The 23,362-nt window shown below is 50.2% G+C and carries 19 protein-coding genes and 2 pseudogenes; 18 read left to right on the forward strand and 3 right to left on the reverse strand.

All coding sequences use genetic code 11. The features are described from left to right. Positions 1-169: 169 nt before the first annotated feature. Both HV127_RS11650 and HV127_RS11655 read left to right on the forward strand, forming a co-directional pair. Positions 170-1,117, forward strand: coding sequence for a LysR family transcriptional regulator (locus tag HV127_RS11650; RefSeq protein WP_182236181.1), 948 nt, complete (start codon positions 170-172; stop codon positions 1,115-1,117). Between the two features lie 126 nt (positions 1,118-1,243). Beyond that, positions 1,244-1,588 carry a phage holin family protein gene (locus HV127_RS11655; RefSeq protein WP_182236183.1) on the forward strand — a complete coding sequence of 115 codons (345 nt, stop codon included), beginning with the start codon at positions 1,244-1,246 and terminating at the stop codon, positions 1,586-1,588. 59 nt (positions 1,589-1,647) lie between these two features. Here HV127_RS11655 and HV127_RS11660 read toward each other — a convergent pair whose 3' ends face one another. Both HV127_RS11660 and HV127_RS11665 read right to left on the reverse strand, forming a co-directional pair. Beyond that, positions 1,648-2,181, reverse strand: a complete 534-nt coding sequence (locus tag HV127_RS11660) for a glycoside hydrolase family 108 protein (protein ID WP_182236185.1) — start codon at positions 2,179-2,181, stop codon at positions 1,648-1,650. Positions 2,182-2,196: 15 nt separating this feature from the next. Next, positions 2,197-2,640, reverse strand: a complete 444-nt coding sequence (locus HV127_RS11665; RefSeq protein ID WP_182236187.1) for a transcriptional regulator — start codon at positions 2,638-2,640, stop codon at positions 2,197-2,199. A 392-nt stretch (positions 2,641-3,032) separates the two neighbouring features. Between HV127_RS11665 and HV127_RS11670 the strand changes: the two genes are divergently transcribed. From HV127_RS11670 to nhaR, 16 genes and pseudogenes are all read left to right on the forward strand, one after another. Then, entirely contained in the window at positions 3,033-5,144 is a 2,112-nt protein-coding gene (locus HV127_RS11670; protein WP_182236189.1) for a glycosyl hydrolase family 18 protein, read from the forward strand. A gap of 90 nt (positions 5,145-5,234) precedes the next feature. Next, complete coding sequence (locus HV127_RS11675) at positions 5,235-8,294, forward strand: chitinase (RefSeq protein WP_182236191.1); 3,060 nt, start codon at positions 5,235-5,237, stop codon at positions 8,292-8,294. A gap of 338 nt (positions 8,295-8,632) precedes the next feature. Then, the gene (locus tag HV127_RS11680; RefSeq protein ID WP_182236193.1) at positions 8,633-9,325 is read left to right on the forward strand and encodes a winged helix-turn-helix transcriptional regulator; all 693 of its coding nucleotides are present in this window, start codon (positions 8,633-8,635) and stop codon (positions 9,323-9,325) included. Positions 9,326-9,751: 426 nt separating this feature from the next. Then, positions 9,752-9,940 (forward strand): annotated as a pseudogene (locus tag HV127_RS11685) (fimbrial protein); the annotation flags it as partial. 70 nt (positions 9,941-10,010) lie between these two features. Further along, complete coding sequence (locus tag HV127_RS11690) at positions 10,011-10,991, forward strand: IS5-like element IS5 family transposase (RefSeq protein ID WP_042934497.1); 981 nt, start codon at positions 10,011-10,013, stop codon at positions 10,989-10,991. Positions 10,992-11,139: 148 nt separating this feature from the next. Further along, positions 11,140-11,493 (forward strand): annotated as a pseudogene (locus HV127_RS11695) (fimbrial protein); the annotation flags it as partial. 83 nt (positions 11,494-11,576) lie between these two features. Further along, positions 11,577-12,257: a fimbria/pilus periplasmic chaperone gene (locus HV127_RS11700; protein ID WP_182236195.1), complete on the forward strand. Its 681-nt coding sequence runs from the start codon at positions 11,577-11,579 to the stop codon at positions 12,255-12,257. A 22-nt stretch (positions 12,258-12,279) separates the two neighbouring features. Then, positions 12,280-14,889: a fimbrial biogenesis usher protein gene (locus tag HV127_RS11705; RefSeq protein WP_228727521.1), complete on the forward strand. Its 2,610-nt coding sequence runs from the start codon at positions 12,280-12,282 to the stop codon at positions 14,887-14,889. After that, positions 14,890-15,897, forward strand: coding sequence for a fimbrial protein BcfD (locus HV127_RS11710; protein WP_182236199.1), 1,008 nt, complete (start codon positions 14,890-14,892; stop codon positions 15,895-15,897). After that, entirely contained in the window at positions 15,898-16,434 is a 537-nt protein-coding gene (locus tag HV127_RS11715) for a fimbrial protein BcfE (RefSeq protein WP_182236201.1), read from the forward strand. A gap of 36 nt (positions 16,435-16,470) precedes the next feature. Continuing rightward, positions 16,471-16,968, forward strand: coding sequence for a fimbrial protein BcfF (locus HV127_RS11720; protein WP_182240635.1), 498 nt, complete (start codon positions 16,471-16,473; stop codon positions 16,966-16,968). Continuing rightward, complete coding sequence (locus HV127_RS11725) at positions 16,961-17,665, forward strand: pili/flagellar-assembly chaperone (RefSeq protein WP_182236203.1); 705 nt, start codon at positions 16,961-16,963, stop codon at positions 17,663-17,665. The genes HV127_RS11720 and HV127_RS11725 overlap by 8 nt, the downstream gene beginning before the upstream one ends. Positions 17,666-17,699: 34 nt before the next feature. Then, complete coding sequence (locus tag HV127_RS11730) at positions 17,700-18,545, forward strand: DsbA family protein (protein ID WP_182236206.1); 846 nt, start codon at positions 17,700-17,702, stop codon at positions 18,543-18,545. Between the two features lie 107 nt (positions 18,546-18,652). Then, complete coding sequence (locus HV127_RS11735) at positions 18,653-18,907, forward strand: hypothetical protein (RefSeq protein WP_345944684.1); 255 nt, start codon at positions 18,653-18,655, stop codon at positions 18,905-18,907. 201 nt (positions 18,908-19,108) lie between these two features. After that, complete coding sequence (gene nhaA, locus HV127_RS11740) at positions 19,109-20,284, forward strand: Na+/H+ antiporter NhaA (RefSeq protein WP_182236210.1); 1,176 nt, start codon at positions 19,109-19,111, stop codon at positions 20,282-20,284. 52 nt (positions 20,285-20,336) lie between these two features. Beyond that, positions 20,337-21,236: a transcriptional activator NhaR gene (gene nhaR, locus HV127_RS11745; protein WP_182236212.1), complete on the forward strand. Its 900-nt coding sequence runs from the start codon at positions 20,337-20,339 to the stop codon at positions 21,234-21,236. 49 nt (positions 21,237-21,285) lie between these two features. Here the strand turns inward: nhaR and HV127_RS11750 are convergent, their stop codons facing one another. Continuing rightward, positions 21,286-23,325, reverse strand: a complete 2,040-nt coding sequence (locus HV127_RS11750) for a glycoside hydrolase family 31 protein (RefSeq protein WP_182236214.1) — start codon at positions 23,323-23,325, stop codon at positions 21,286-21,288. Positions 23,326-23,362: the final 37 nt, after the last annotated feature.

Raw genomic sequence — 23,362 nt, forward strand, 5'->3', positions numbered from 1 at the left:
TGCTGTTCACTTCCTGTCTTATCTCTAGCCTGGGCCTTTGTGCTCAGGCTTTTTTTCTATCTTAGCCTCCGCTTTTCTTGAATTATCCTATTATTTATAAGGGCTAAGAATTGATTTATTTTGAGTATTATCTATATTGCTTTTTTTCGTATTTAGAGGCTAACAGCGGATGGGATCGAAAGGTGCCAACAAGGATTTTGATTATAATTTAATCAAAATCCTTGACGCTGTTATTTCGGCTGGAAATGCGGCTAAAGCAGCCAAAAAAATCGGGATTACTCCCGCAGCGGTCTCGCTGGCACTCAGACGCTTGCAGGGTTATTACCCGGAAGAACTGTTCGTTCGCGGAAAGGAGGGATTACTACCCACCGCTAAAGCTATCGAAATCCATCAGAATTTTCGTCAAATCATGGAGCTGGTTAGCGACACGTTTCAAACGGGTCATAAAAAGGATGATGAGGCGCAGCTCACCGTTCTGGGAAGCGACATCATTGAAAATTATTATCTTTCACAACTGTATGATAGTGATGTTTTTGATCGAGTCTTAATAAACCACTTCTCGTCCAGAAATATAAGTCGTGAGCGAATGATTGAACAATTATTCACCGCAGAGTGTGATTTAGTAATGAGCGTAGAGCCGGTGACGGTACCCGGTATTGATAATCAAATGATTGATAGTTTTAAGAGTTTTGTCTGCATCTGTGCGGGTAACCACATGTTAAGCCAACTATCCCAACTCTCATTGCATCATTTCTATTCCTCACGCCATGCCACCTATCAATCAGGAATGAACTCCCCAATGATTATCAATGATAGCGGGTTATTTAAGGATGATCCTTATTATAAAGGAACTCGCACAGTAGGGTATCGTAGTGATTCAATCAATGGCTTGATGAGTATCATCGAACGCACATCATTGATTGCCTTAATGCCGTTAAAATTGGCTCTTTTCTATAAAAACCAGCGTAAATATGATATCAAATTTATTCAGCCACCACCTGAACTAACGTTTAGGTCGATACAGGTTTATGCGTCATGGAAAAAGAATAGCAAAAATTTATCAGTGATTAATGAAGTTATCTCCATGTTACATACGCTTTCCTCTTTTCGCCGTTGAGATCTCCCCCGTAAAGGGGGAGAGGAAAAATGGGGGGAGGATGATATTCTGTGATTACTCTCTGTATCTGATATTGCTTACACTCCTGAAGTCACTTATCTAATCATATTACTACAGGAGTTTAATATGTCTATTTCTAATCATTTAGCGACAACGGAAGTGGTTTTACTGGAAGTCGAAATTTTACTGACCATTATCTCTATCGGTGCCTGGGGAGGATTTGTCAGCTATCTTCTTCGCAGGGATAAAGCGTCCGATAGTGATTCGCATAAAGGTATTATGCATTGTTTAACTCAGGTTGTTATATCATGTTTTACCAGCTTTTTACTCAGTGCATTCGCCATTGAACAGGGGCTTAGTTTTAATATGGTACTATTAGCCGCCGGCTTAGGTGGCGTTTTCGCCGCACCGATATTAAAAATTCTTGGTGAGAAGGTCAAAAAAATTCTTGAGGATGTTAAGCTTAACTAACAAGTTTTAATTTAATATAAAAGGCTCATCCATGAGTCTTTTATTTTTTAGTCGTAAAGTCATGTCACTCTGTTTTTTATCCAACCGTAAATAAACTCTTCGTTCTGTTTGTTTCTTTCTGTAATGTCTAAATAGTATGAGCCCTGGCTACAATTTAATGCTTTAACTAAAGTCTCTTCACCTTCCTTTCCTCTCCATGACAAGTAATGGTTCAATGCGGCCAGTGTGACAGGGCCAATATGGCCATCGGCATTGATATCTTGATAGTTTTTTCCTTCCCGATTCAAAACATTCAGCCAGCGCTGCAGCCATACGCAAGGATAGTGTGTTCCGATATTGACTGCGGCATCGCACAACTCGAAGGAGATGGGATACGATACCTGGGCAATCAACTCAAATCCGGGCTTAATCCAGTAATCATTTTCCAGAATAGCGTATGCTTCAATGCGCGTGAGATCGCGCATGTCACCAGTATAACCATGAGCGCGTGCAGTTGCTTCAGTGATACCCCAGTTGGTGGCATTACCTCTATCTTTTGCATTGAGGGTATAGCCGCCTTCCATTACTAAAATACCATCGATAATTGGGTTCATTTTCTTTTCCTTGAATTAATGAATATGCATGTACATCACTGTACCCAGCGTGACTGAAAATACGGTGGTTAATGCTGCCAGCGTTTTCCTGATAACTTGTCTTTTGGTTTCTTTCTTTTCACTATCTATTGTTTTAATCGCAATCTCTTTGTTAACCTGGATCCCCTGTCGTGGAATGGTAATAAAGAGGTCATTAATGCCGAGAGACTTCAGATCTCGCCTGATCAAGTAGAGTATCTGCGTAAGATTAGCATCATTAACGAAATGACTGCGGCTACCCCATAACTCTGTGGTTATTTTTTGCCTTTCAATGATGTCCAGATGTGCGTTTTCGATAATGAAACTAAGACATTTCGCTCTCATCGCTGTCATCTTAATGACCTGCGAGTTTGAAATGGTTCTTAGTTCATACTTTCCTTCGTTGTAAATGTAGTTGTCATTAATGAGATAAGTTTTCATAACGTCGTCCTTTAGTTATATACATCCTGATTGCCTGTGCTGAATATATGGTGCAAGAATTGTCTTAAGCTATTAATACTCATCTTTTTAATTGTATTGTCATTGGTGTGAGAGACCTGAATCACATTATCTCATGGAAATTAAATGACATTTAATGGCTTGATAAATGATATTTAATATGGTGATTGTTTATTGCTCATATCATGGTTTTGATATACGTAAACAGGCAGGTGACGTTGCGCTTAGGTACCTCAGATAAGCATCATTGGTATGTATATGGGGAGATGTTGAAAATGTGATGTTTAGTGATTAGCCATTTTTCCTTGAGCATTGGATTATTGGTCCCGCAGAACGAACTGCGACAATTTTTCAAACTTAAAAGGAAATTAAAAATGGCTACAAGCAAACTGATTAAAGGCGATACGCTGACTGAAACCAGCAACGCAGCTGACGGTTTTAACCCAGCAAAAGAAGTGAGCGCATACAGCTATACTTCTGCACGTGTCGCTAAGCCGGTTTATAACCAATATAAGTCTTCCACGACTAAACCGAAGGTGTTTGGCTACTACACTGACTGGTCTCAGTATGATGGTCGTCTGCAGGGAGATGATTCGAAAGATAACCGTGGTCGTGGTTACGATCTGACCAATATATCCCCTACAGCATACGATAAAATCATTTTTGGTTTCGTCGGTGTGACCGGCTTCCATAAAAATGATGGTCTGTGGCGCGATGTGGTTGCCGAAGGCGCAGAGCAGTGCGGTAAAGTTCAGTACGAACCAACCTTCCTCGATCCGTGGGGCGATTTCCAGTCTTACGTTAACGTTGGTCACGATGTTAGCGGCTGGGATGTTGATCCGAAAACGGTAACTCAGGCTAACTGTAAAGGTCTGCTTGGTGGTCTGCGTGACCTGCAGGCAAAAGCTAAACAGCAGAACCACGATCTGGTGCTGTCCATGAGCATCGGCGGCTGGACCATGAGTAACGGTTTCCACGAAACCGCAGCTTCTGACGCTGCGCGTAAAGTCTTCGCCAAAGGCGTGGTGAAACTGTTCAAACAGTTCCCGATGTTCAGCGAAGTGGATATCGACTGGGAATACCCGAACCATGAAGGCGCAGGTAACCCTTGCGGCCCGGAAGATGGTGAAAACTATGCCCTGCTGATTGGTGAACTGCGCAAACAGCTGGATTCCGCAGGCCTGAGTAATGTGAAAATCTCTATCGCCAGCTCTGCTGTGGTTAAGACGTTCGGTTATTCCAACGTTAAAGCGCTGCTGAATGCCGGTCTGCACGGTATCAACCTGATGACCTATGACTTCTTCGGTACTCCGTGGGCGGAAACGCTTGCACACCATTCTAATCTGAAAGCGGTGGAGAAAGACGGCTGGGCAATCAACACTATTGTTGAGCATCTGCTGTCTGAAGGTTTCCCGTCGGATCGCATCAACATCGGTTATGCAGGCTATACCCGTAACGGCCGCAGCGCTGAGCTGGAGTCACTGTCTCCGCTGAAAGGCACCTATAACGCAGGCACTGGCGATACTACTGGTACGTTTGAATCTGGTACCAACGAATGGTACGACGTGATTTATAACTACCTGGATCTGGAAAACCAGAAAGGCCGTAACGGCTTCAACGTCTACACCGACCAGGTTGCCGATGCTGACTACCTGTACAACCCGGAAAGCAAGCTGTTCATGTCTCTGGATACCCCGCGTTCAGTGAAGGCGAAGGGTGAATACGCAGCGAAGCTGGGCCTGGGCGGGATGTTCACCTGGACTATCGATCAGGACAACGGCGTGCTGCTTAACGCCGCTCGTGAAGGTCTGGGCTACGAAATCTCTTCTGAAGTCGTTGATATGGAACCGTTCTACTTTGAAGGTATCAACGTAGAAGCTGCTGACGAAGCAGAGGAAGAAGAAGATAAGACTACTGACGTAAACCATGCGCCGAAAGCAGCCATTGAACTGCGTGTTGTTGGTGGTTCTACCGTACAGCTCTCCGGTGAAGGTTCTTCTGACGAAGATGAAGACGATATCACTTACAGCTGGGGCGTTCCTTCAGAAATCACCGTTGCTGATAAAACGACTGCCGTGATTGAGTTTGTTGTTCCGGAAGTTTCTGTCAAAACCACTTTCCAGTTCACTCTGTTTGTTCGTGATACCTGGGGTGAGCCGTCAACTCAGCAGCGTTTCGTACTGATTGCCGCTCCGGCTGCATCTCAGGTTCAGCCTGAGCCGGAAGAGGAAGAAGAGGAAGAAACCGTTGTTCCAGTCGAGCCGGAAGAAGATACCACTCCGGCTGAAGACGAAACACCGGCGGATGACGCGACTTCTGCTTATGCACAGTGGGATGCCAACACCGTTTATGGCGGAAGCTGGGGTACGTTTGAAACCGTTAGCTGGAAAGGCCACAACTACCAGGTTAAATGGTGGTCTATGGGCGACCAGCCGGATCTGAACTGTGCTGCGGGCCAGGCATGGACTGACCTTGGTGCTTACTAATCATTTTCGTTAATCGAAAATATTGGGCTCCATAACTAAGGCCCCGGTTTTCCGGGGCTTTTTTCCACCAGGGAACGAGGAATTCTGTCAATGTCCGTCTTGATTAAAAGCAGCCAGATTGATGTAAATAGCTGGTATCAAAAAGTCACTTTAACTATCACCAATGAAAATAGCCGCGCCGTGGATATGAATCATGCGGCAATTAGTTTTACTGGTGCGGGTCACCAGGACCCTTGGGGCAATTTTGGCGGTACTCTCAAAGGGGATATGCCGCTGACGTTGAGCGGTATGGCGCAAGGGACGCTTGATGTTAATGAAATAATTATCAATAACAGCAGTGAACTGTTACTGCAGCCAGGCGAAAGCGGTTCGTTATTTTTCAGTTTTGCCGCGACTCAGGTACCGGTAAAAATCTCTACCTTCACATTAACATTGGCCTCATCGGCACAAGATGATACGGCTGATGATGTTGAACCAGAACCTGAAGTTCCTGCCGATGATGCGGCGGATGAAGTTGAACCAGAACCAGAACCAGAACCAGGACCTGAAGCTCCTGCCGATGATACGGCGGATGAGGTTGAGCCAGAACCTGAAGTTCCTGTTAATGATGGTGTTATTGAGGGAGAAATACTCGCTATTACCGCAAGCACGGTGAATGCAACCAGCTGGTATCAGCGGGTGACTTTCACGGTGACCAATCTCTATTCACAATCTCTCGATCTTAATCAACTCAAGCTGGAGTTCACTGCCAGCGCACACCCCGATCCCTACAGCCCTTTTAGCGGCTCTTTATTAGGTAACAAGCCAGTAACGCTGGGCAGCGACGGCGGTTGGCCGATCGAGAAAAACGTGATTACCATTAACAATGATGGGGAACTTCGGCTGGCGGCTGGCGAAAGCGCCGATCTGCAGTTTTATCTCTCCGCGACCCAAACCCCGGTCACCATGAGCGGCTTAGCGGCCACGCTGGCACACGATCCAGGACGTCAGGGGAAAATAGTGGTTCAGTTTCCATCGCTGGCGGAAAGCACAACGCTTAAGCCGATGATTGACCTGCTTTATCCGAATGCCGCCTCACAGCGCTTTGTTGGAGAGTGGGGGCAATCATTAATTATTGGCGATCTTAGCGCTGGGGAGTACGGCATCACCGTGCTGGAACTGTGCAATGATGAAATGAGGATTACGCCTGCGGAATCAGCATTGACGCTCAAACTCATTTCCGGTGACGATGCCCGGACATGCCAGGTGGTATATCAGTCGCCGGTACAGTTTGCCTCGGTGCGCCTTAATGTTGATGCTCTTGAGTTCATCGGAGCAAAAATGGTGGTTGAGCTGTGGTCAGAAGCGGGCGTATGTGAAAGAACACTGACGTTACCTGTAGGTCAAATTCAGCTGGTGACTCAACTTATGGCGGGTCACAGCTATGCGATTTGCCTGCAACACACCGTAATCAACAACCAGTTGATCACCACGCTTGCACAGCCGACTATTTTTACGCCGATGCAAGGGCAAGTGAAAGAAGTCAGCGTGGGTTTCCAGAAAACCGAGATTGATAGTCACGACTTTGTTGATGTGCAGGCCACGATACTGGGTCTGCCGAAGGGCGTGGCCCCTCAACGTTATCTGTTCTGCTGTGGACAATATCAATATCCCCTCATGCTGGAGAGCGATACGCGGCAACAATCGCTGGCGCTACGCCTGGCCCCCGGCCAATACAGCGTTGAAGTGGCTGATATTTTCGTCGAAGGTACGCCATGGCGTTGTGAACTGGATGCGCCGCTGCGGTTACTGAAAAGTGTCAATAATATCACTCTGGAGTTCATTCAGGGTGTCCCGTTACAGGTCAAAGGTTGGCCGGATTATCTTGCCCACGGTGGGGTGACGGTTAACGCCAAAGAAGCCGTTACGCTGTATCGCGATGTCCCTTTTAGCGCTCTGTTTAAATATGATGGTTTTGATGGCGGTGGCGATCCGATCCCGGCGGCGGAAGTCGATGTCAATGGCGACGGTTTCCTCGATTATGATTCATTACCGATTCATAAAACGATTCCGCTGGTGCGTGAGATTGAACAAGAGGCCGACCGTTCAGTGATGCCGGTGATGGTGGTTTATACCGCTAATGCCAGCGGCGGTAGTGCGCTGTCGGATCTCCAGAATGGTCAGCGGTTACGTAACCACTTTGGCAACTTCATTACCCAATGCCTGGCGGCGCAATCTTACAAAGACAGCAACCATGCGGTTCCGGCAACCTTCGTGCTCAATCCTGATTTTTTGGGGGCTATGCAGCAAGAGCCGTACGGCTATACCGCAGTTCGTAAAGCGAATAGCGTGCCGGTTAATGTTCAACTGGCGGCTGCGATAAATGCTTTGCCATCCCTCCCTGGTTTTAGCGCGCCGTTATTGCCAGAGTTTAGTAATGACCTGTACGGCTATGTTCAGGCAATTAACTACCTTGTTCGGCAATTTGCGCCGGATGTGGCGTTTGGCTGGCAGACTAACGTTTGGGCAACGGGAACGGCCGATTGGGTGCTGCGGGCAAATGCTGATCCTGTTGCTCAGGGGACAGAGATCGCTAAATTTATCAATGAACTAGGAGTATATAGCGGCGAATATGCGCCAGATTTTATCGCTTTCGATAAATTTGAACGTGATTGCTTCAGCCCTGATGCATTGGCGCACTATGGCTGGAACGCAACCTGCTGGTTTAACTATTTGGGGATGGTAAAACAGGCGGCGAAAGACCTGCATAAACCGGCGATGTTATGGCAAATTCCCGGCGGGCATATGCCAACAGTAGAAGAGGGGACCAGCAAAATTGCGGCAGCGCATTTTGCCTCAGGTGGTTCTTTCTTTATGGGCGACTCGCGGATTGGTTGCGACCTTAATACCATCACATCAGAGTTGTTAAATACGGCGGTGAATAGCACAACTTATGGTGTTGCGACGGTAGGAGATTTTTTACGCCAGGATGACGGTTATGACTGGGGGCAAATGCAGGCGCTGAATCTGCCTGACTATAACGTTTTCTCCGTGCTTTGGGGCGGCGGTTCGACGGTCAGCATTACGACTATTCACTCCAACGGCGAAGATGGCGGTTGGCTGGCAGACAAAATGGTCGAGTATTACGCGGCACCAAAATATTTTAAATAATATATAGCATTGTGTTCTTCCATTTAGCGTGGATAGTGCCACTCCACTAACAGTGGTTCAGAAGGTTTAATATTCTGAATCACTGTTTTTTCATCTGTTTTTATTTCTATAGTGATAGTAACATTCGTAACTGTGTTATTGTGTTAATGCTTGGTTTTATCTTTTAAAAACTCTTGTTATTATTTTGATTGAGAATTTACTCATTGTGCTAAGTATTGCGTTTTTGTGCTTGTGTAACATAGATTTACTACCGTGAATATTTACTTATTATTAATTGAAGCTAAACATCTGTGCGTATATCGTTGATTAACTCATGATTATGGTTTTTAAAGAAAATAATGAAATTAGACATCGTCGGAAATGATAATGAGAATACCTTACACTCATATTTTTTCTCTCAACAGGCTAAACCACATGCCGCGCTTGATGCACTATTCTCCGCATTATGGTCATTCGGTAAACCATTTGAATTGAAAATTGGTGATGAGTTTTTACTTAATTCTGAAAGCGAGAACAAAATAGTACTCCTTGAGCCCGGGATATTTTCATTTTGCCGTTGTGGCAGCGGTCTGCATGTCTTATCCGCTTTTGCCCCTTCTGTTGTCGGACTGGTTGATAGCTATGGTGTTACCTATGATGTTCCGACCCGGCCTGAGCATTATCTTATTGCAGAAACAGAGTGCCGTGGGCGCGCTGTGTCCCTGCCCGATTTTATCAAAGTCGCCGATGAGTGCGATCTTTGGCACGATGTCGCGCGGATTCTGGCCTATCGCTTGATGGTGATGAATGTTCGCGATCGCGAGTTAGTGGGAGTGGATTCTTACCTGAAAGTCAGGTCGTTATTAATAGAACTTTGGGCTTATGCGAGTGAGTACCGACAGAGTATCAATGTACTCAACTTTATTCAGCGACGCACAGGAATATCCCGTAGCCGCACCATGAAGCTCCTTTCTGAGTTGAAAAAGGGGGGATATATCAATATCGATGGTGGACGTTTGTTAGATATGAAAAAACTCCCCACGGCCTATTAGTTTTTTGTGAAAATGTTTAATCGATACCTCACATTAATTAAACATTTTGGCGGTGGTATTGTTATGTATGTTGATTTTTTTGATGCGTTCATATGTTTGGTGATAGGTCAATAGTCCATATGGCATAGGTACTGGATTAAATGAAATATGTATTAAAACCATGTGGTTATATGAGGTCCTTTAAAAACAGTCTATGATGATTGCAACTATTTATAGCTTTCATAATAATTAATTAATGTCAGAGCCCTATTACTCCGTCATTGTTTTTGGTTAGTAGAACTCTTCATCATTTCTTGTTGTTGTTTTTCTCCATGTATAAATAACCAAAAAATGCTTAAGAGTGCCAGGGGGAAACCCCGCCTGGCAATGTCTGATATTTATGAAATTATAAACTGATTATCATTTATTAAATTTAAAAGGGTTTTTATGAAAAAGCATGTATTAGCCATGATGGTGACCGCTATTGCTGCGGGTAGCATGATGTCCTCTGCCTTTGCGGATACGGCAACTGTTTCTGGTGGTACCGTAAATTTCGTTGGTCAGGTTGTTAATGCCGCCTGTTCAGTTTCTGCTGATTCTGTTGATCAAACGGTAACCTTGAGCCAGGTTCGTGCTAGGGAAGGTGCGAACAAGTCCCTGATATGAGATCATGTTTGTCATCTGGAGCCATGGAACAGGGTTCATCATGAGTCATCAACTTACCTTCGCCGACAGTGAATTCAGCAGTAAGCGCCGTCAGACCAGAAAAGAGATTTTCTTGTCCCGTATGGAGCAGATTCTGCCATGGCAAAACATGGTGGAAGTCATCGAGCCGTTTTACCCCAAGGCTGGTAATGGCCGGCGACCTTATCCGCTGGAAACCATGCTACGCATTCACTGCATGCAGCATTGGTACAACCTGAGCGATGGCGCGATGGAAGATGCTCTGTACGAAATCGCCTCCATGCGTCGGTTTGCCCGGTTATCCCTGGATAGCGCCTTGCCTGACCGCACCACCATCATGAATTTCCGCCACCTGCTGGAGCAGCATCAACTGGCCCGCCAATTGTTCAAGACCATCAATCGCTGGCTGGCCGAAGCAGGCGTCATGATGACTCAAGGCACCTTGGTCGATGCCACCATCATTGAGGCACCCAGCTCGACCAAGAACAAAGAGCAGCAACGCGATCCGGAGATGCATCAGACCAAGAAAGGCAATCAGTGGCACTTTGGCATGAAGGCCCACATTGGTGTCGATGCCAAGAGTGGCCTGACCCACAGCCTAGTCACCACCGCGGCCAACGAGCATGACCTCAATCAGCTGGGTAATCTGCTGCATGGAGAGGAGCAATTTGTCTCAGCCGATGCCGGCTACCAAGGGGCGCCACAGCGCGAGGAGCTGGCCGAGGTGGATGTGGACTGGCTGATCGCCGAGCGCCCCGGCAAGGTAAGAACCTTGAAACAGCATCCACGCAAGAACAAAACGGCCATCAACATCGAATACATGAAAGCCAGCATCCGGGCCAAGGTGGAGCACCCATTTCGCATCATCAAGCGACAGTTCGGCTTCGTGAAAGCCAGATACAAGGGGTTGCTGAAAAACGATAACCAACTGGCGATGTTATTCACGCTGGCCAACCTGTTTCGGGCGGACCAAATGATACGTCAGTGGGAGAGATCTCACTAAAAACTGGGGATAACGCCTTAAATGGCGAAGAAACGGTCTAAATAGGCTGATTCAAGGCATTTACGGGAGAAAAAATCGGCTCAAACATGAAGAAATGAAATGACTGAGTCAGCCGAGAAGAATTTCCCCGCTTATTCGCACCTTCCCTAGTAAATTAACGGCCGCCGGGATGACCGCGAATCAGAAAGAAGATTTTTCTATTAAGCTGGAAGATTGCGACACCACGGTAAGCCAGGAAGCGGCTGTTATTTTTAATGGTCAGCAGGACAGTATGCTCGATGGCTCCCTTGCCAACACCGCCGGTGCAGGGGCTGCTACCAACGTTGCCCTGCAGTTGTATGGCCCGGATGGTCAGACGCTGAATATTGGCGAGACCTCTGGCACCGTAACCTTAATCGACGGTGAAAACGTCGTCCCACTGAGCGTTGATTATATCGCTACCGGCGCAGTCGTTGCAGGCAACGTCTCGGCGACGGCCACATTTAGTATGGTGTACTCCTGATTTTTAATCGGGCCTCCTCCGTGCATGTTGCGCGGAGGAAACGTTATGTGCGTTGCGAACAAAACCTTCTGAATATTTAGAAAATGATTAAAAAAACAATTCAAATTTTATCGCTGCTGCTGGCCATGTCCGGAATAATAAACCTGGCGCACGCGGGTGGTATCGCTCTGGGAGCAACCCGGGTTATTTATCCGCAGGGGAGTAAACAAGTCTCCCTTCCGGTGATTAACTCCTCTGATAGCAACGTCTTCTTAATTCAGTCCTGGGTTGCGAATGCCGATGGCAGCCGGACGTCAGATTTTATTATCACGCCGCCGCTCTTTGTGATTCAGCCAAAAAAAGAGAACACGCTGCGGATTATGTACGTCGGCCCCTCTTTGCCAACCGATCGGGAAAGCGTTTTCTATCTCAATAGCAAGGCCATCCCCTCAGTCGATAAAACAACGCTGGCGAAAAACTCGTTGCAAATCGCAACCCAAAGCGTGATTAAACTGTTCATTCGGCCTAAGGATTTGCCTGTTCCTTCTGCGGATGCTCCCGCTATGCTTCGCTGCCACAGCCAAAATGGTCGATTAACCGTCGCCAACCCGTCGCCTTACTATGTTTCGCTGGTAGAAATACACGCTGGAAACCAAAAACTGCCTAATACGATGGTTGCACCGAAAAGTGAACTGACGTTAAAAAGTTCTGAAAACCGGGCGATTTTCCAGACCGTAAATGATTTCGGCGCAACAACGCCAGTACAAACCTGCCAGAGCTACTAACATTGTGCTGGAAATTGATGCCATGACGCGTCATTCACCGTCCGTTAGTAAACCGGTGCTGATGACCCTGACTCTGGTATGCGTGTTGACGCTGCCGAAGAGTTGGGCTGATAACTATTTCAATCCCGCGTTCTTGTCTGACGATCCGTCGAAGATCGCCGATCTTTCGCGTTTCGAAGGCAACGGCCAGGCCCCCGGCGTCTATCGGGTCGATGTCTATCTGAACGGCATTTTTCTGGTTACCCGCGATATCACTTTTCAGGCCGCGAAGGTGAATGCCGCAACGGTGACGGAAGCTTCAGCCGATGACTCCGGACTGAGCGCTTGCCTGACGCCCGATATGCTCAGTGAGATGAAGGTCAATGTTGAGGCTTTTCCGACATTACTGACGCCCGGCAAGAAGGGGTGCGCGGATATCGCAGCAGCCATTCCGGCAGCCTATACCCGGTTTGATTTCACCCAGCAACGTCTGAATATCAGCATTCCTCAGGCGGCGATGAAAAATAGCGCCAGAGGCTATATTTCGCCGAAATATTGGGATGAAGGCATCAACGCGCTATTGCTCAATTATACATTTACCGGCGCGAACAGTCGGGATCGTAGTGAAGGTGGCGTTAACGATAACACCTTGTTTCTTGGCCTGAATGGCGGTCTGAATCTGGGTGCCTGGCGTTTGCGTAACTATTCGACATGGAACTACAACAGCAGTAGCGAGAACAATAAAAGCGACTGGCAGCATATCAGCACCTACGTGGAACGCGATTTGGCGACGCTGAAAAGCGAGCTGACGGCGGGGGACAGCTATACGCCCTCGGCGGTATTCGATAGTTTGCCCTTTCGCGGCCTGCAGCTCGCTTCCGATGACAATATGCTGCCCGACAGCATGAAAGGTTTTGCGCCGACCATTCACGGCATCGCCAAAAGCAACGCCCAGGTGACGATCCGCCAGAATGGCTACATCATCGACCAGCGCTATGTTTCACCCGGCGCATTTACCATTAATGACCTTTATTCGACGGCCTCCAGCGGGGATTTGAGCGTTGAGGTTAAAGAAGCCGATGGCAGCGTCACCCGCTATAGCGTGCCGTACTCCGCGGTGCCGGTTTTGCAACGCGAAGGGCGGCTGAAATATGCGGCCACGGTAGCGAGCTATCGCGGCGACAGTAGCCAAAAAGATAATGTGAAGTTTGCTCAGGCGACGCTGATGTGGGGTTTGCCGCACGGTTTTACCGTCTATGGCGGGACGCAGTTTTCTGACAACTATCGCGCGTTGGCGTTAGGGACGGGGGCCAATCTGGGCGATTGGGGCGCGGTATCCGTCGACATCACTCAGGCATACAGCACCCTGGCGGACGATAGCGAACATCAGGGGCAATCGATGCGTTTTCTGTACGCTAAATCGCTGAATAGCCTGGGGACCAATTTCCAGCTGCTCGGTTATCGCTACTCGACATCGGGTTTTTATACTCTCGATGATACGGCCTGGAAACGGATGTCGGGCTACAACGGACCGACCGACGAGGATGAGGATCAGCGTAACTGGAACGATTATTACAATCTGTATTATACCAAACGCGGTAAAATTCAGTTGAATATCTCTCAGCAACTGAGTCATTTGGGCTCTCTGTATGTTACCGGCAGCCAGCAGAGCTACTGGCATACTGATGAGAAGAATACGCTGCTGCAGGTGGGGTATAGCGATACCCTGGCGGGCGTATCATGGAGCCTTTCCTACAACCAAAGCCGTGCGCCGGGTGAGGACAAAAGCGACCAGCTTTTAGCCCTGAACATCTCGCTGCCGCTGGGGCAGTGGCTACACCATAACGACGACATTACGCATAAAAACCACAATATCTACGCCACCTTCAGTACCAGCACGGATCAGCACGGCGGCGTCACGCAAAACGCCGGGCTCAGCGGTACTTTGCTGGATCAAAATAACCTCAGCTATAGCGTGCAGCAGGGCTATCAGAATCATGGCGTCGGTGAAAGCGGTACCGCTAGTCTCGAATATGATGGTGCCGAGGGCAATGTTAATGCGGGTTACAACACCAGCGATAACGGCGATTACCAGCAGATTAACTACGGCCTGAGCGGCGGCATTGTGGCGCATGCGCATGGCGTGACGTTGAGCCAGCCGCTTGGGGATACCAACGTGTTGATCGCCGCGCCGGGAGCAGAAAACGTCAATATTGATGACCAACCGGGTATTCATACCGATAGCCGGGGCTATGCCGTGGTGCCTTATGCCACGACCTATCGACAAAACCGCATGGCGCTGGATGTGAACTCCATGGCGGATGATGTGGATATTGATGACGCCGTCGTCAACGTCGTGCCTACCCAGGGCGCGCTGGTGCTGGCCAACTTTAAAGCGCGGGTCGGTGAGCGTGCGCTCCTGACACTTCTACATGGCGGGCAGCCGATACCGTTTGGCGCGACCGCCTCGACCGATGCCCCTGCGCAAGAGGCGATTGTTGGCGATGATGGCGAGGTCTACTTATCCGGACTGAGCCCGCAGGGAACGCTAAAAGTGCAGTGGGGCCGCGAGGCTTCACAGCAATGCCTCGTGCATTATCAACTTCCTGCAACCCGGCAGGCCTTGGTGCGACAACATGTGGAATGCCGCTAAATGAAGATACGCCTGCTATTTATCCTGCTGGTGGGATTACTGCTGAGCCAGACTGGATTGGCCTATGTTTGTAAAAACACTAACGGCTCGCCTTCCAATATTGATTATGATTTGAGCAAGACGCTGACGGCAGCACAAAACCAGGCCGGGAGTACGGTACAGCTAACAGAAAATCAGGATGTTAGCGTTCAGGCCATTTGCCCTATTGATTCCTCACCAACGGGGCATACTTATCGATCTTATGTCACCTCCTGGCCTATTGCTGAAACCAGCGGTGAATGGAAATACATCAAGCTGGATTCTGATTATCTGGAAGGAGCAATGCGTATTGAGGACTCGGAGGTGGGTGAGTTCTATCCGCCCGCAAACTATGTCTACATGGGATATGACGGCAGCGTGAATAACGGTATGCCGTTTCCAATTCATGATTCAAATCTGACATTTCAGCTCAAGATCGTTAAACCTTTTGTCGGCACCGTCACTATCGCGCCAAAAACGATGTTCAGCGTTTATGTGACTACGGCGGCAAATGACCCGCTCAGCGACGTGGTTTACAACATCAGTTACAGCGGCACGGTGACCGTCCCGCAAAGCTGTGAGATCAACGCCGGGCAGACCATTTTGGTGGATTTTGGTTCGCTCTATAGTGGGGGCTTTACCCACGCAGGAGAGAAACCGGCGAGCGTCAGAAGAAAAAGATTCAACGTGCCAGTTAAATGCAGCGGCGTGGATTCGCAGGTCAATTTAAGCCTGAGACTTATCGCGACGGCGGATAGCCACGTTAGCCAGGCCATTGCGTCCGATAATCCGGATGTAGGTGTGGTGGTTGAAACCAACGAGGGCGCGGTATTGACGCCAAACGATACCAGCAGCGTGGAGCCTTTTGTGACCGACGATGCGGGTAAGGCCAATATTTCGCTACAGGCATACCCCGTCAGCACAACCGGAGAAACCCCCGCCGAGGGCGTATTTACTGCCCTGGCTAATCTACGGGTGGACTTCGACTAAATGAATCTAAAACGTGGCTTATTTTTAGCTCTCCTGTGTTGGTGCTCATTTTGCCAGGCCGATGATACCGGCAACAATCTGGAGTTCACCGGTACGATTGTGGCGCAAACCTGCGATGTGGAGCTTTCCAGCCTCAGTCAGAGCATCGATTTAGGGCAGTTTTCGGTTGAAGATTTCCCCTCGACCGGAACGACGACGAAGTTTAAGCCGTTTAATATCAACCTGAAGAACTGCTCGCGCGGGATCACGGGAACCAAAATCTGGTTTACCGGCACGGCGGATAGCGATGACCCGTCTCTACTGGCGCTGAGCGATACCGGCATGGGCAGCGAAAGTATGTTGGCCAGCGGCGTTGGTGTCGAGCTTCTCGATGATGATCAGGATGATGTCAGTATGAATAACAGCGACTCGGTGGTTTATCCGCTGAAGGCCGGACGCAATACGCTCTCTTTCTATATTCGTTACAAATCCACCCAACCTACGGTCACCTCCGGTAACGCCACGGCGGTGATGTATTTCGACCTGCAATACGAATAGGTGGCGGCGATGAACAAGCATTTTTATTTGGCCTGCATGGCTTATTTCGTTCTGGCGCTGGGGAAAACAGAGGCCCACGACGGGCGGGTTTATGTTACCGGTACGATTACCGATAACACCTGCACGCTGTCGCCGGATTCAGAAAATATTGATGTGGATATGGGAACCGTGTCGAACCGCCAGTTTTACCAGGCTGGCGATGGCTCTGCCTGGCAGCCTTTTGCCATTGATTTGCAGAACTGCGGCAGTACCGTCAGCGGCGTTACGGTGAGCTTCAGCGGCACGGCAAACGGGCGAAATGCGGACCTGCTGGCGCTGGTCGAAGGGGCTGACGATGCCGCAGGCGTTGGGATTGGCATCTATGACAAAGATAAAAACCTGATTCCGTTGGGGCAGGAGAGTGAAGTGATGGCGCTCTCCTCGGGGCAGGCTTCCGCTCACTTACAATTTTATGCCCGCTACATTGCCGACGGCAGCGCGGTTACCGCCGGCACGGCTAATGCTTCAGCAACGTTTATCCTCGCCTATGAATAAGTTTATTCTTTTTATCCTGATGGTCCTGCTGTTGCCGGTTTCGCAGGCGCAGGCGGGGGTGGTGATTGGCGGGACGCGTTTTATCTATAACGCAAAGATGACGACGCTAAGCGTCCCGGTGAACAATACCACCTCTGAAAGCTGGCTTATTGATAGCCATATTCAATCGGCACAACGCTGGCCCGGCGCGATTGTTACGCCTGGAGGTAAGCCTCCGTTTGTTATCACGCCGCCGTTGTTTCGCCTTGCTGCGGGGCAGGAGAATACGCTGCGCGTGACCTGGACTGGCGACAGTTTGCCCGTCGATCGGGAAAGTTTGTTTACCTTAAGTATTGCCGCGATCCCCTCCGGAAAACCTGGCGTCAATAGCTTACAGATGGCGTTTCGTTCCGCGTTGAAGCTTATCTATCGCCCTTCCGGGCTGGCGGGTGATCCGCAACAGGCGTACCGGCAACTGCGCTGGACGTTGACCCGGGAGGGATTGGAGGTGCAGAACCCCGGTCCTTATTACGTCACGCTTTTCCTGCTCAATACTAACGGCAAGCCTGTCGATACGGCGGGCGTCGTCGCCCCTTTTTCAACGCGCAAAACCCCATGGTGCCAGCAGGTGCATACCTGCGCTGTGCGTTGGCAAAGCATCAATGATTATGGTCGGGTGCTGCCGCCGATAACGGCGAATACGTCGCTTGCGCGCTGACCTGTTTACCCCCCCTGGAATGAGAGTTTTTTCTATGCATTTTTCATCTTTAAAACTGACCCGACTGGCGGTCCTGGCGCTGGCGAGCGGCGCGATTTCATTACCCGCGCTGGCAACCGACAGTGACCCGGCATCGCAGATTGGCCCTGCGGCCGAAGCGTATATCGCCAGCCACCCGGATAAAGTCGGCGAAGCGGTGGCGACGTATCTGGCGAACCACCCTGAATTCTTGATTGCTGCCAGCGAAACGCTGCATCAACGTCAGCAAATTGCCCAACAGCAAGCCTATGTGCAGTTGGCGCTACAGTACCAGTCAGGATTGCTGAGCAGCGCCAGCCCCTCCGTCGGCCCGGCTGATGCGAAATCAGCGGTGGTCATGTTTTTTGATTACCAGTGTTCCTGGTGCAGCAAGATGGCGCCGGTCGTTGAGAACCTGATCAAAGCCAACCCGGATACACGCTTTATTTTCAAAGAGTTCCCTATCTTCTCTTCGCGCTGGCCGGTTTCCGGGCTGGCGGCACGAGTTGGTGAGCAGGTGTGGTTAACTGATGGTGGTACGAAATATCTCGACTGGCACAACGCGTTATATGCCACAGGTAAAGTCGAGGGTGCGCTGGCGGAACAAGATGTCTACAGCCTTGCGCAGCATTATCTGTCGAAGGAAAAGATTGCGGAGGTCAAACAGGCGCAGGACAGCGGTGCAATACATGATGCGCTGCTGACAAATCAGGCGCTGGCTCAGCATATGAATTTCTCCGGTACGCCTGCGTTCGTGGTGATGCCGCAGTCAAAAACGCCGGAGGCCAACCGCGTTTCGGTGATGCCAGGAAGTTCATCGCAGGACGCCCTGCAAATGGCGATTCAGAAAGCAAAAGGCTAAGGTCGGCGCTATACACCGGGGCGGTCGCGCCCCGGTGAGATCAAATACAGGAGTGCCGAATTATGGATAAAACGCCTCTCGTTCGTTATGTGGTTCCAACCGTGGTCATGCCGCTTTTTTTTATTGGCTGCGCGCTTGCCGCTTCCGGCGGCCAGCTCCGATTTTCTGGCAGCGTGGTTACCGCGGGTTGCTGGAATGAAATGGGAACCTCCGATATTTTATGCCACCGAGAGGATCGCGTTGAGCGTCATATCACGGTGGAAAATCTCGTTGTCCCCACGACCTCTCCCCATGCCACGATTGAGAAAAACTATCTGGATGAGGATAAGCAACTGACATTACTTCGGGTGGTTTATGATTGACGGGAATTGCCCGTCAGTACCGCTCGCCGTTGGATTGTTAAGATTGGTTTAAGCTTACCCATATCATTGATAAGGCAAATTCTCGATATTCTTTTATTCGTTAAAACCGATCATAAAAGCAATTTAAAACTGATTTTTTCGATGTTTTGCCGCCTGTATTATACTTTTATCGAGTTGTTGACCAGCAAGGTGAGAGTAAAAGTGAAACATCTGCAGCGTTTTTTTAGTAGCGATGCTTCCGGGGGCATTATCTTAATCTTCGCCGCCGTGTTGGCGATGTTATTGGCAAATACTGGCGTGACCAGTGGTTTTTATCACTCTTTTCTGGAAACGCCGGTTCAGCTGCGCGTGGGCGCGTTAGAGATCAACAAAAACATGCTGTTGTGGATTAACGACGCGCTGATGGCGGTGTTTTTCCTGCTGATTGGCCTGGAAGTTAAGCGTGAGATGAACCAGGGGGCGTTAGCCAGCCGTCGCCAGGCCGTATTCCCGGTCGTAGCGGCATTAGGTGGCATGGTGGTTCCGGCACTGGTGTATCTGGCGTTTAATGCCCAGGATCCGATTGCCAGAGAGGGATGGGCGATTCCGGCAGCGACCGATATCGCTTTTGCGTTGGGCGTTCTGGCGCTGTTGGGCAATCGGGTTCCCGCCGCGCTGAAGATCTTCCTGATGGCGCTGGCCATCATTGATGACCTCGGGGCGATTATTATTATTGCCCTGTTCTATACCAACGACCTTTCAGTGCTGTCATTGATCGTTGCTGCAGGGGCAATCGTTGTTCTGGCGGCGTTAAATCTGAGCGGCGTGCGGCGTACCGGAATCTACATTCTGGTCGGTGCGGTACTTTGGACTGCGGTATTAAAATCAGGCGTTCATGCGACGCTGGCGGGAGTTATTGTTGGCTTTATGATCCCGCTAAAAGAGCAGAACGGTAAATCTCCGGCGAAGCAGCTTGAGCACGTTCTGCATCCATGGGTGGCATTCTTAATCCTGCCGCTGTTCGCCTTTGCTAATGCCGGGGTATCGCTGCAGGGCGTGACGGTTGAAGGGCTAACCTCTCTGCTGCCGCTGGGTATCATCGCTGGGCTGTTTATCGGTAAGCCGCTTGGGATCAGTGCATTTTGCTGGTTGGCGCTGAAGATGAAATGGGCCTTGCTGCCGGAAGGCACAACCTGTAAGCAGGTTATGGCGGTCGGCATTCTATGCGGGATTGGTTTTACCATGTCGATTTTTATCGCCACACTGGCTTTCAGTAGCGTTGACCCAGGATTGATCAACTGGGCCAAGCTTGGCATCCTGATTGGATCGATATTATCGGCAGTCACGGGATACATCATACTGCGTAAGCGCGTAACGGAGTCGGGCTACGCCGCTTAATAACTCACGGAGAGCCGTTACGGCTCTCCTGGACATTATCAGGGAGAGAAGCATGTCGCATATCAACTACAACCACCTGTACTACTTCTGGCATGTCTACAAAGAAGGCTCTGTTGTCGGTGCGGCAGAGGCGTTGTTTCTGACACCGCAAACCATCACCGGGCAGATTAAAGCGCTGGAAGAACGTCTGCAGGGGAAGTTGTTCAAACGTAAAGGAAGAGGGCTGGAGCCCAGTGAACTCGGGGAACTGGTTTTCCGCTATGCCGATCGCATGTTTACGCTGAGCCAGGAAATGCTGGATATCGTTAACTATCGCAAAGAGTCCAATCTGCTGTTTGATGTCGGCGTCGCGGATGCGCTGTCAAAAAGGTTGGTTAGCGGCGTCCTTGATGCGGCGGTCGTCGGCAACGAACAGATCCATTTACGCTGTTTTGAATCGACCCACGAAATGCTGCTTGAGCAGCTAAGCCAGCATAAGCTCGACATGATCATCTCTGATTGCCCTATCGACTCCACTCAACAGGAAGGGCTGTTTTCGGTGAAAATCGGCGAATGTAGCGTGAGCTTCTGGTGTATGAATCCGCCGCCGAAAAAGCCGTTCCCGGCCTGCCTGGAAGAACGTCGATTACTGATCCCCGGACGCCGCTCGATGCTGGGGCGTAAGCTGCTCAACTGGTTTAACTCGCAGGGATTAAAGGTGGAAATTCTGGGAGAGTTTGATGATGCGGCGCTGATGAAAGCCTTCGGTGCGGCTCACAACGCCATTTTCGTTGCGCCAACGCTATATGTTCATGACTTTTATAGCGATAAATCGATAATTGAGATCGGGCGGATGGACAACGTGATGGAAGAGTATCACGCCATCTTCGCGGAAAGGATGATTCAGCATCCGGCAGTACAGCGTATCTGTAACCGTGATTATTCGGCGCTTTTCACGCCGCCGCAGGCATAAAGCACGCAATATTTCCGGCTGCGGTGATGAGTACCGCAGCCGGGTTAAACTACAGCGCCAGCAAGCTACGATATTGCCCGCCTTCGCGAATAAATACCGGGATGCGGCTTAGCGGTGTCCCGTAGCGCAGCGTCTGCCCTCCCTGATAGCTCTCGCCAGTGGCAAGGTCGGTCCATTTCTCACCTTCCGGCAGCCAGACGTCGCGCTCGCGCATGCCTTCATGCATAACGGGCGCAACCAGCAGATCGGGGCCGAAACAGTACTGGTCGGTGATTTCCCAGCTTTTTACCTGATCGGGGAATTCAAAAAACAGGGTCCGCATGACCGGTGTATTGCGTTTATGGGTTTCTGCCATCAGCGCTTTAATATAGGGCTTGAGCTTCTCTCGCAAGGTCAGACAGCCCGTCAGCACGTCACACACATCCTCGCCATAGCTCCAGACTTCATTTGGCGCGCCGGTTGGGCACTGGGCAATCCCGTCCCGATAAGGCTGATCCGGTAGAATCTGCGGATCGCGATTGCCGTGCAGGCGCATAACCGGGCTAAAGACTCCCCACTGGAACCAACGAATCAGCAGCTCATGAAAGCGCGGGTCGTGAATATTGCCGCCATGAAAGCCGCCAATGTCCGTCGTCCACCACGGAATGCCCGCGATCCCCATATTCAGGCCGGCGGCAAACTGGTTGCGCAGAGAACGAAACGAAGAGTGAATGTCGCCTGACCACACCAACGCACCGTAGCGTTGGCTGCCCGCCCACGCGCAGCGCAGCAGGTTGATGACCTGATCTTCGCCATCCGCTTTCATGCCGTCAAAGAAGGTTTTGGCGTACATTCGCGGATAGATATTGCCGACTTCCAGCACCGGCCCGGCGTGATAGCGATAGTTATCGTAGTCATAGACGCTAAACTCCGGCTCGGCTTCATCTAACCAGAAGAGCTTCACGCCCTTGTCGTAATAATTGCGCTTTGCCTTGCCCCAAACGTAGTCGCGGGCACCGGGATGGGTGGCATCAAAGAAGGTAGTATTGCCGAGGAAGTCCATGTTAATCGGCAATCCGCGTTCCGTCTGTACCAGCCAGCCGTTTTCGCGCATCTCCCGATAGCTCTCGGTACGGCTGTCAACCGTTGGCCAGACGGAGACCATCAGCTCGATACCCAATGATTTCAGCTCGGCAATCATCGCGTCGGGGTCGGGCCAGTCGCGCGGGTCGAACATCCAGTCGCCCTGATTCGGCCAGTGAAAGAAATCGATAACGATCACCGAGATGGGCAAGTTGCGCTGTTTATATTCGCGGGCGACCGCGAGCAACTCTTCCTGCGTGCGATAGCGTAGCTTGCACTGCCAGAAGCCCATGGCGTAATCCGGCATCATCGGCGGCGTGCCGGTAGCGAGCGCATAAGCCTGGCAAATTTCTGCCGGGGTATCTCCGGCGGTGATCCAGTAGTCCAGCTGTTCGCTGACGTGGGCTTCCCATTCCGTCACGTTTTGCGCAAACGTCGCCCGACCGATGGCCGGGTTGTTCCACAAAAATCCGTAGCCCAGGCTGGAGAGCATAAACGGCACCGAAGCCTGAGAGTTGCGCTGGGCCAGCTCCAGTACGCACCCTTTGAGATCAAGATTCGCCTGCTGATATTGGCCCATGCCGTAGATTTTTTCCCCTTCGACGGCTTCGAAGCGGGCTTTGACCGCATATTTCCCGCCCTGAATCGGACGGAACTCGCGGCCCTCAAGATTAAGGGCGCTGACGTACTGGCCGTGAGAGGACTCATCTTCGCCAATTTCCCCCCGCTGACGCCAGAACTCCTGCAACAGGCACTTATGCGGATGGCGATAAAAGGCGATTTGCCCCTTTTGATTGACGATAGCGATAATCTTTCCGTTGGTCAGCGTGGCCTGCTTTTGGTCATAAACGATGTGGCAGGCGCTTTCAGCGACGGGCTCCGTCAGCGCCCAGTCCTCATTTCGCATAACCGGAAGATGACGGCCGCTGCGCACGCGCAGGCTGTTCTCACCCCAGGGTTCTATCCATAAATAGCGATCGTTTTGCTGCCACACCAGACGACGCGGGTCTTGTTGCAAAAATGGCATGGTGGTTCCTCCCATATTCAGGTGGTGAAGGTGAAGA

It is taken from the genome of Klebsiella sp. RHBSTW-00215, from assembly GCF_014103785.1.
Taxonomy (GTDB): Bacteria; Pseudomonadota; Gammaproteobacteria; order Enterobacterales; family Enterobacteriaceae; genus Klebsiella.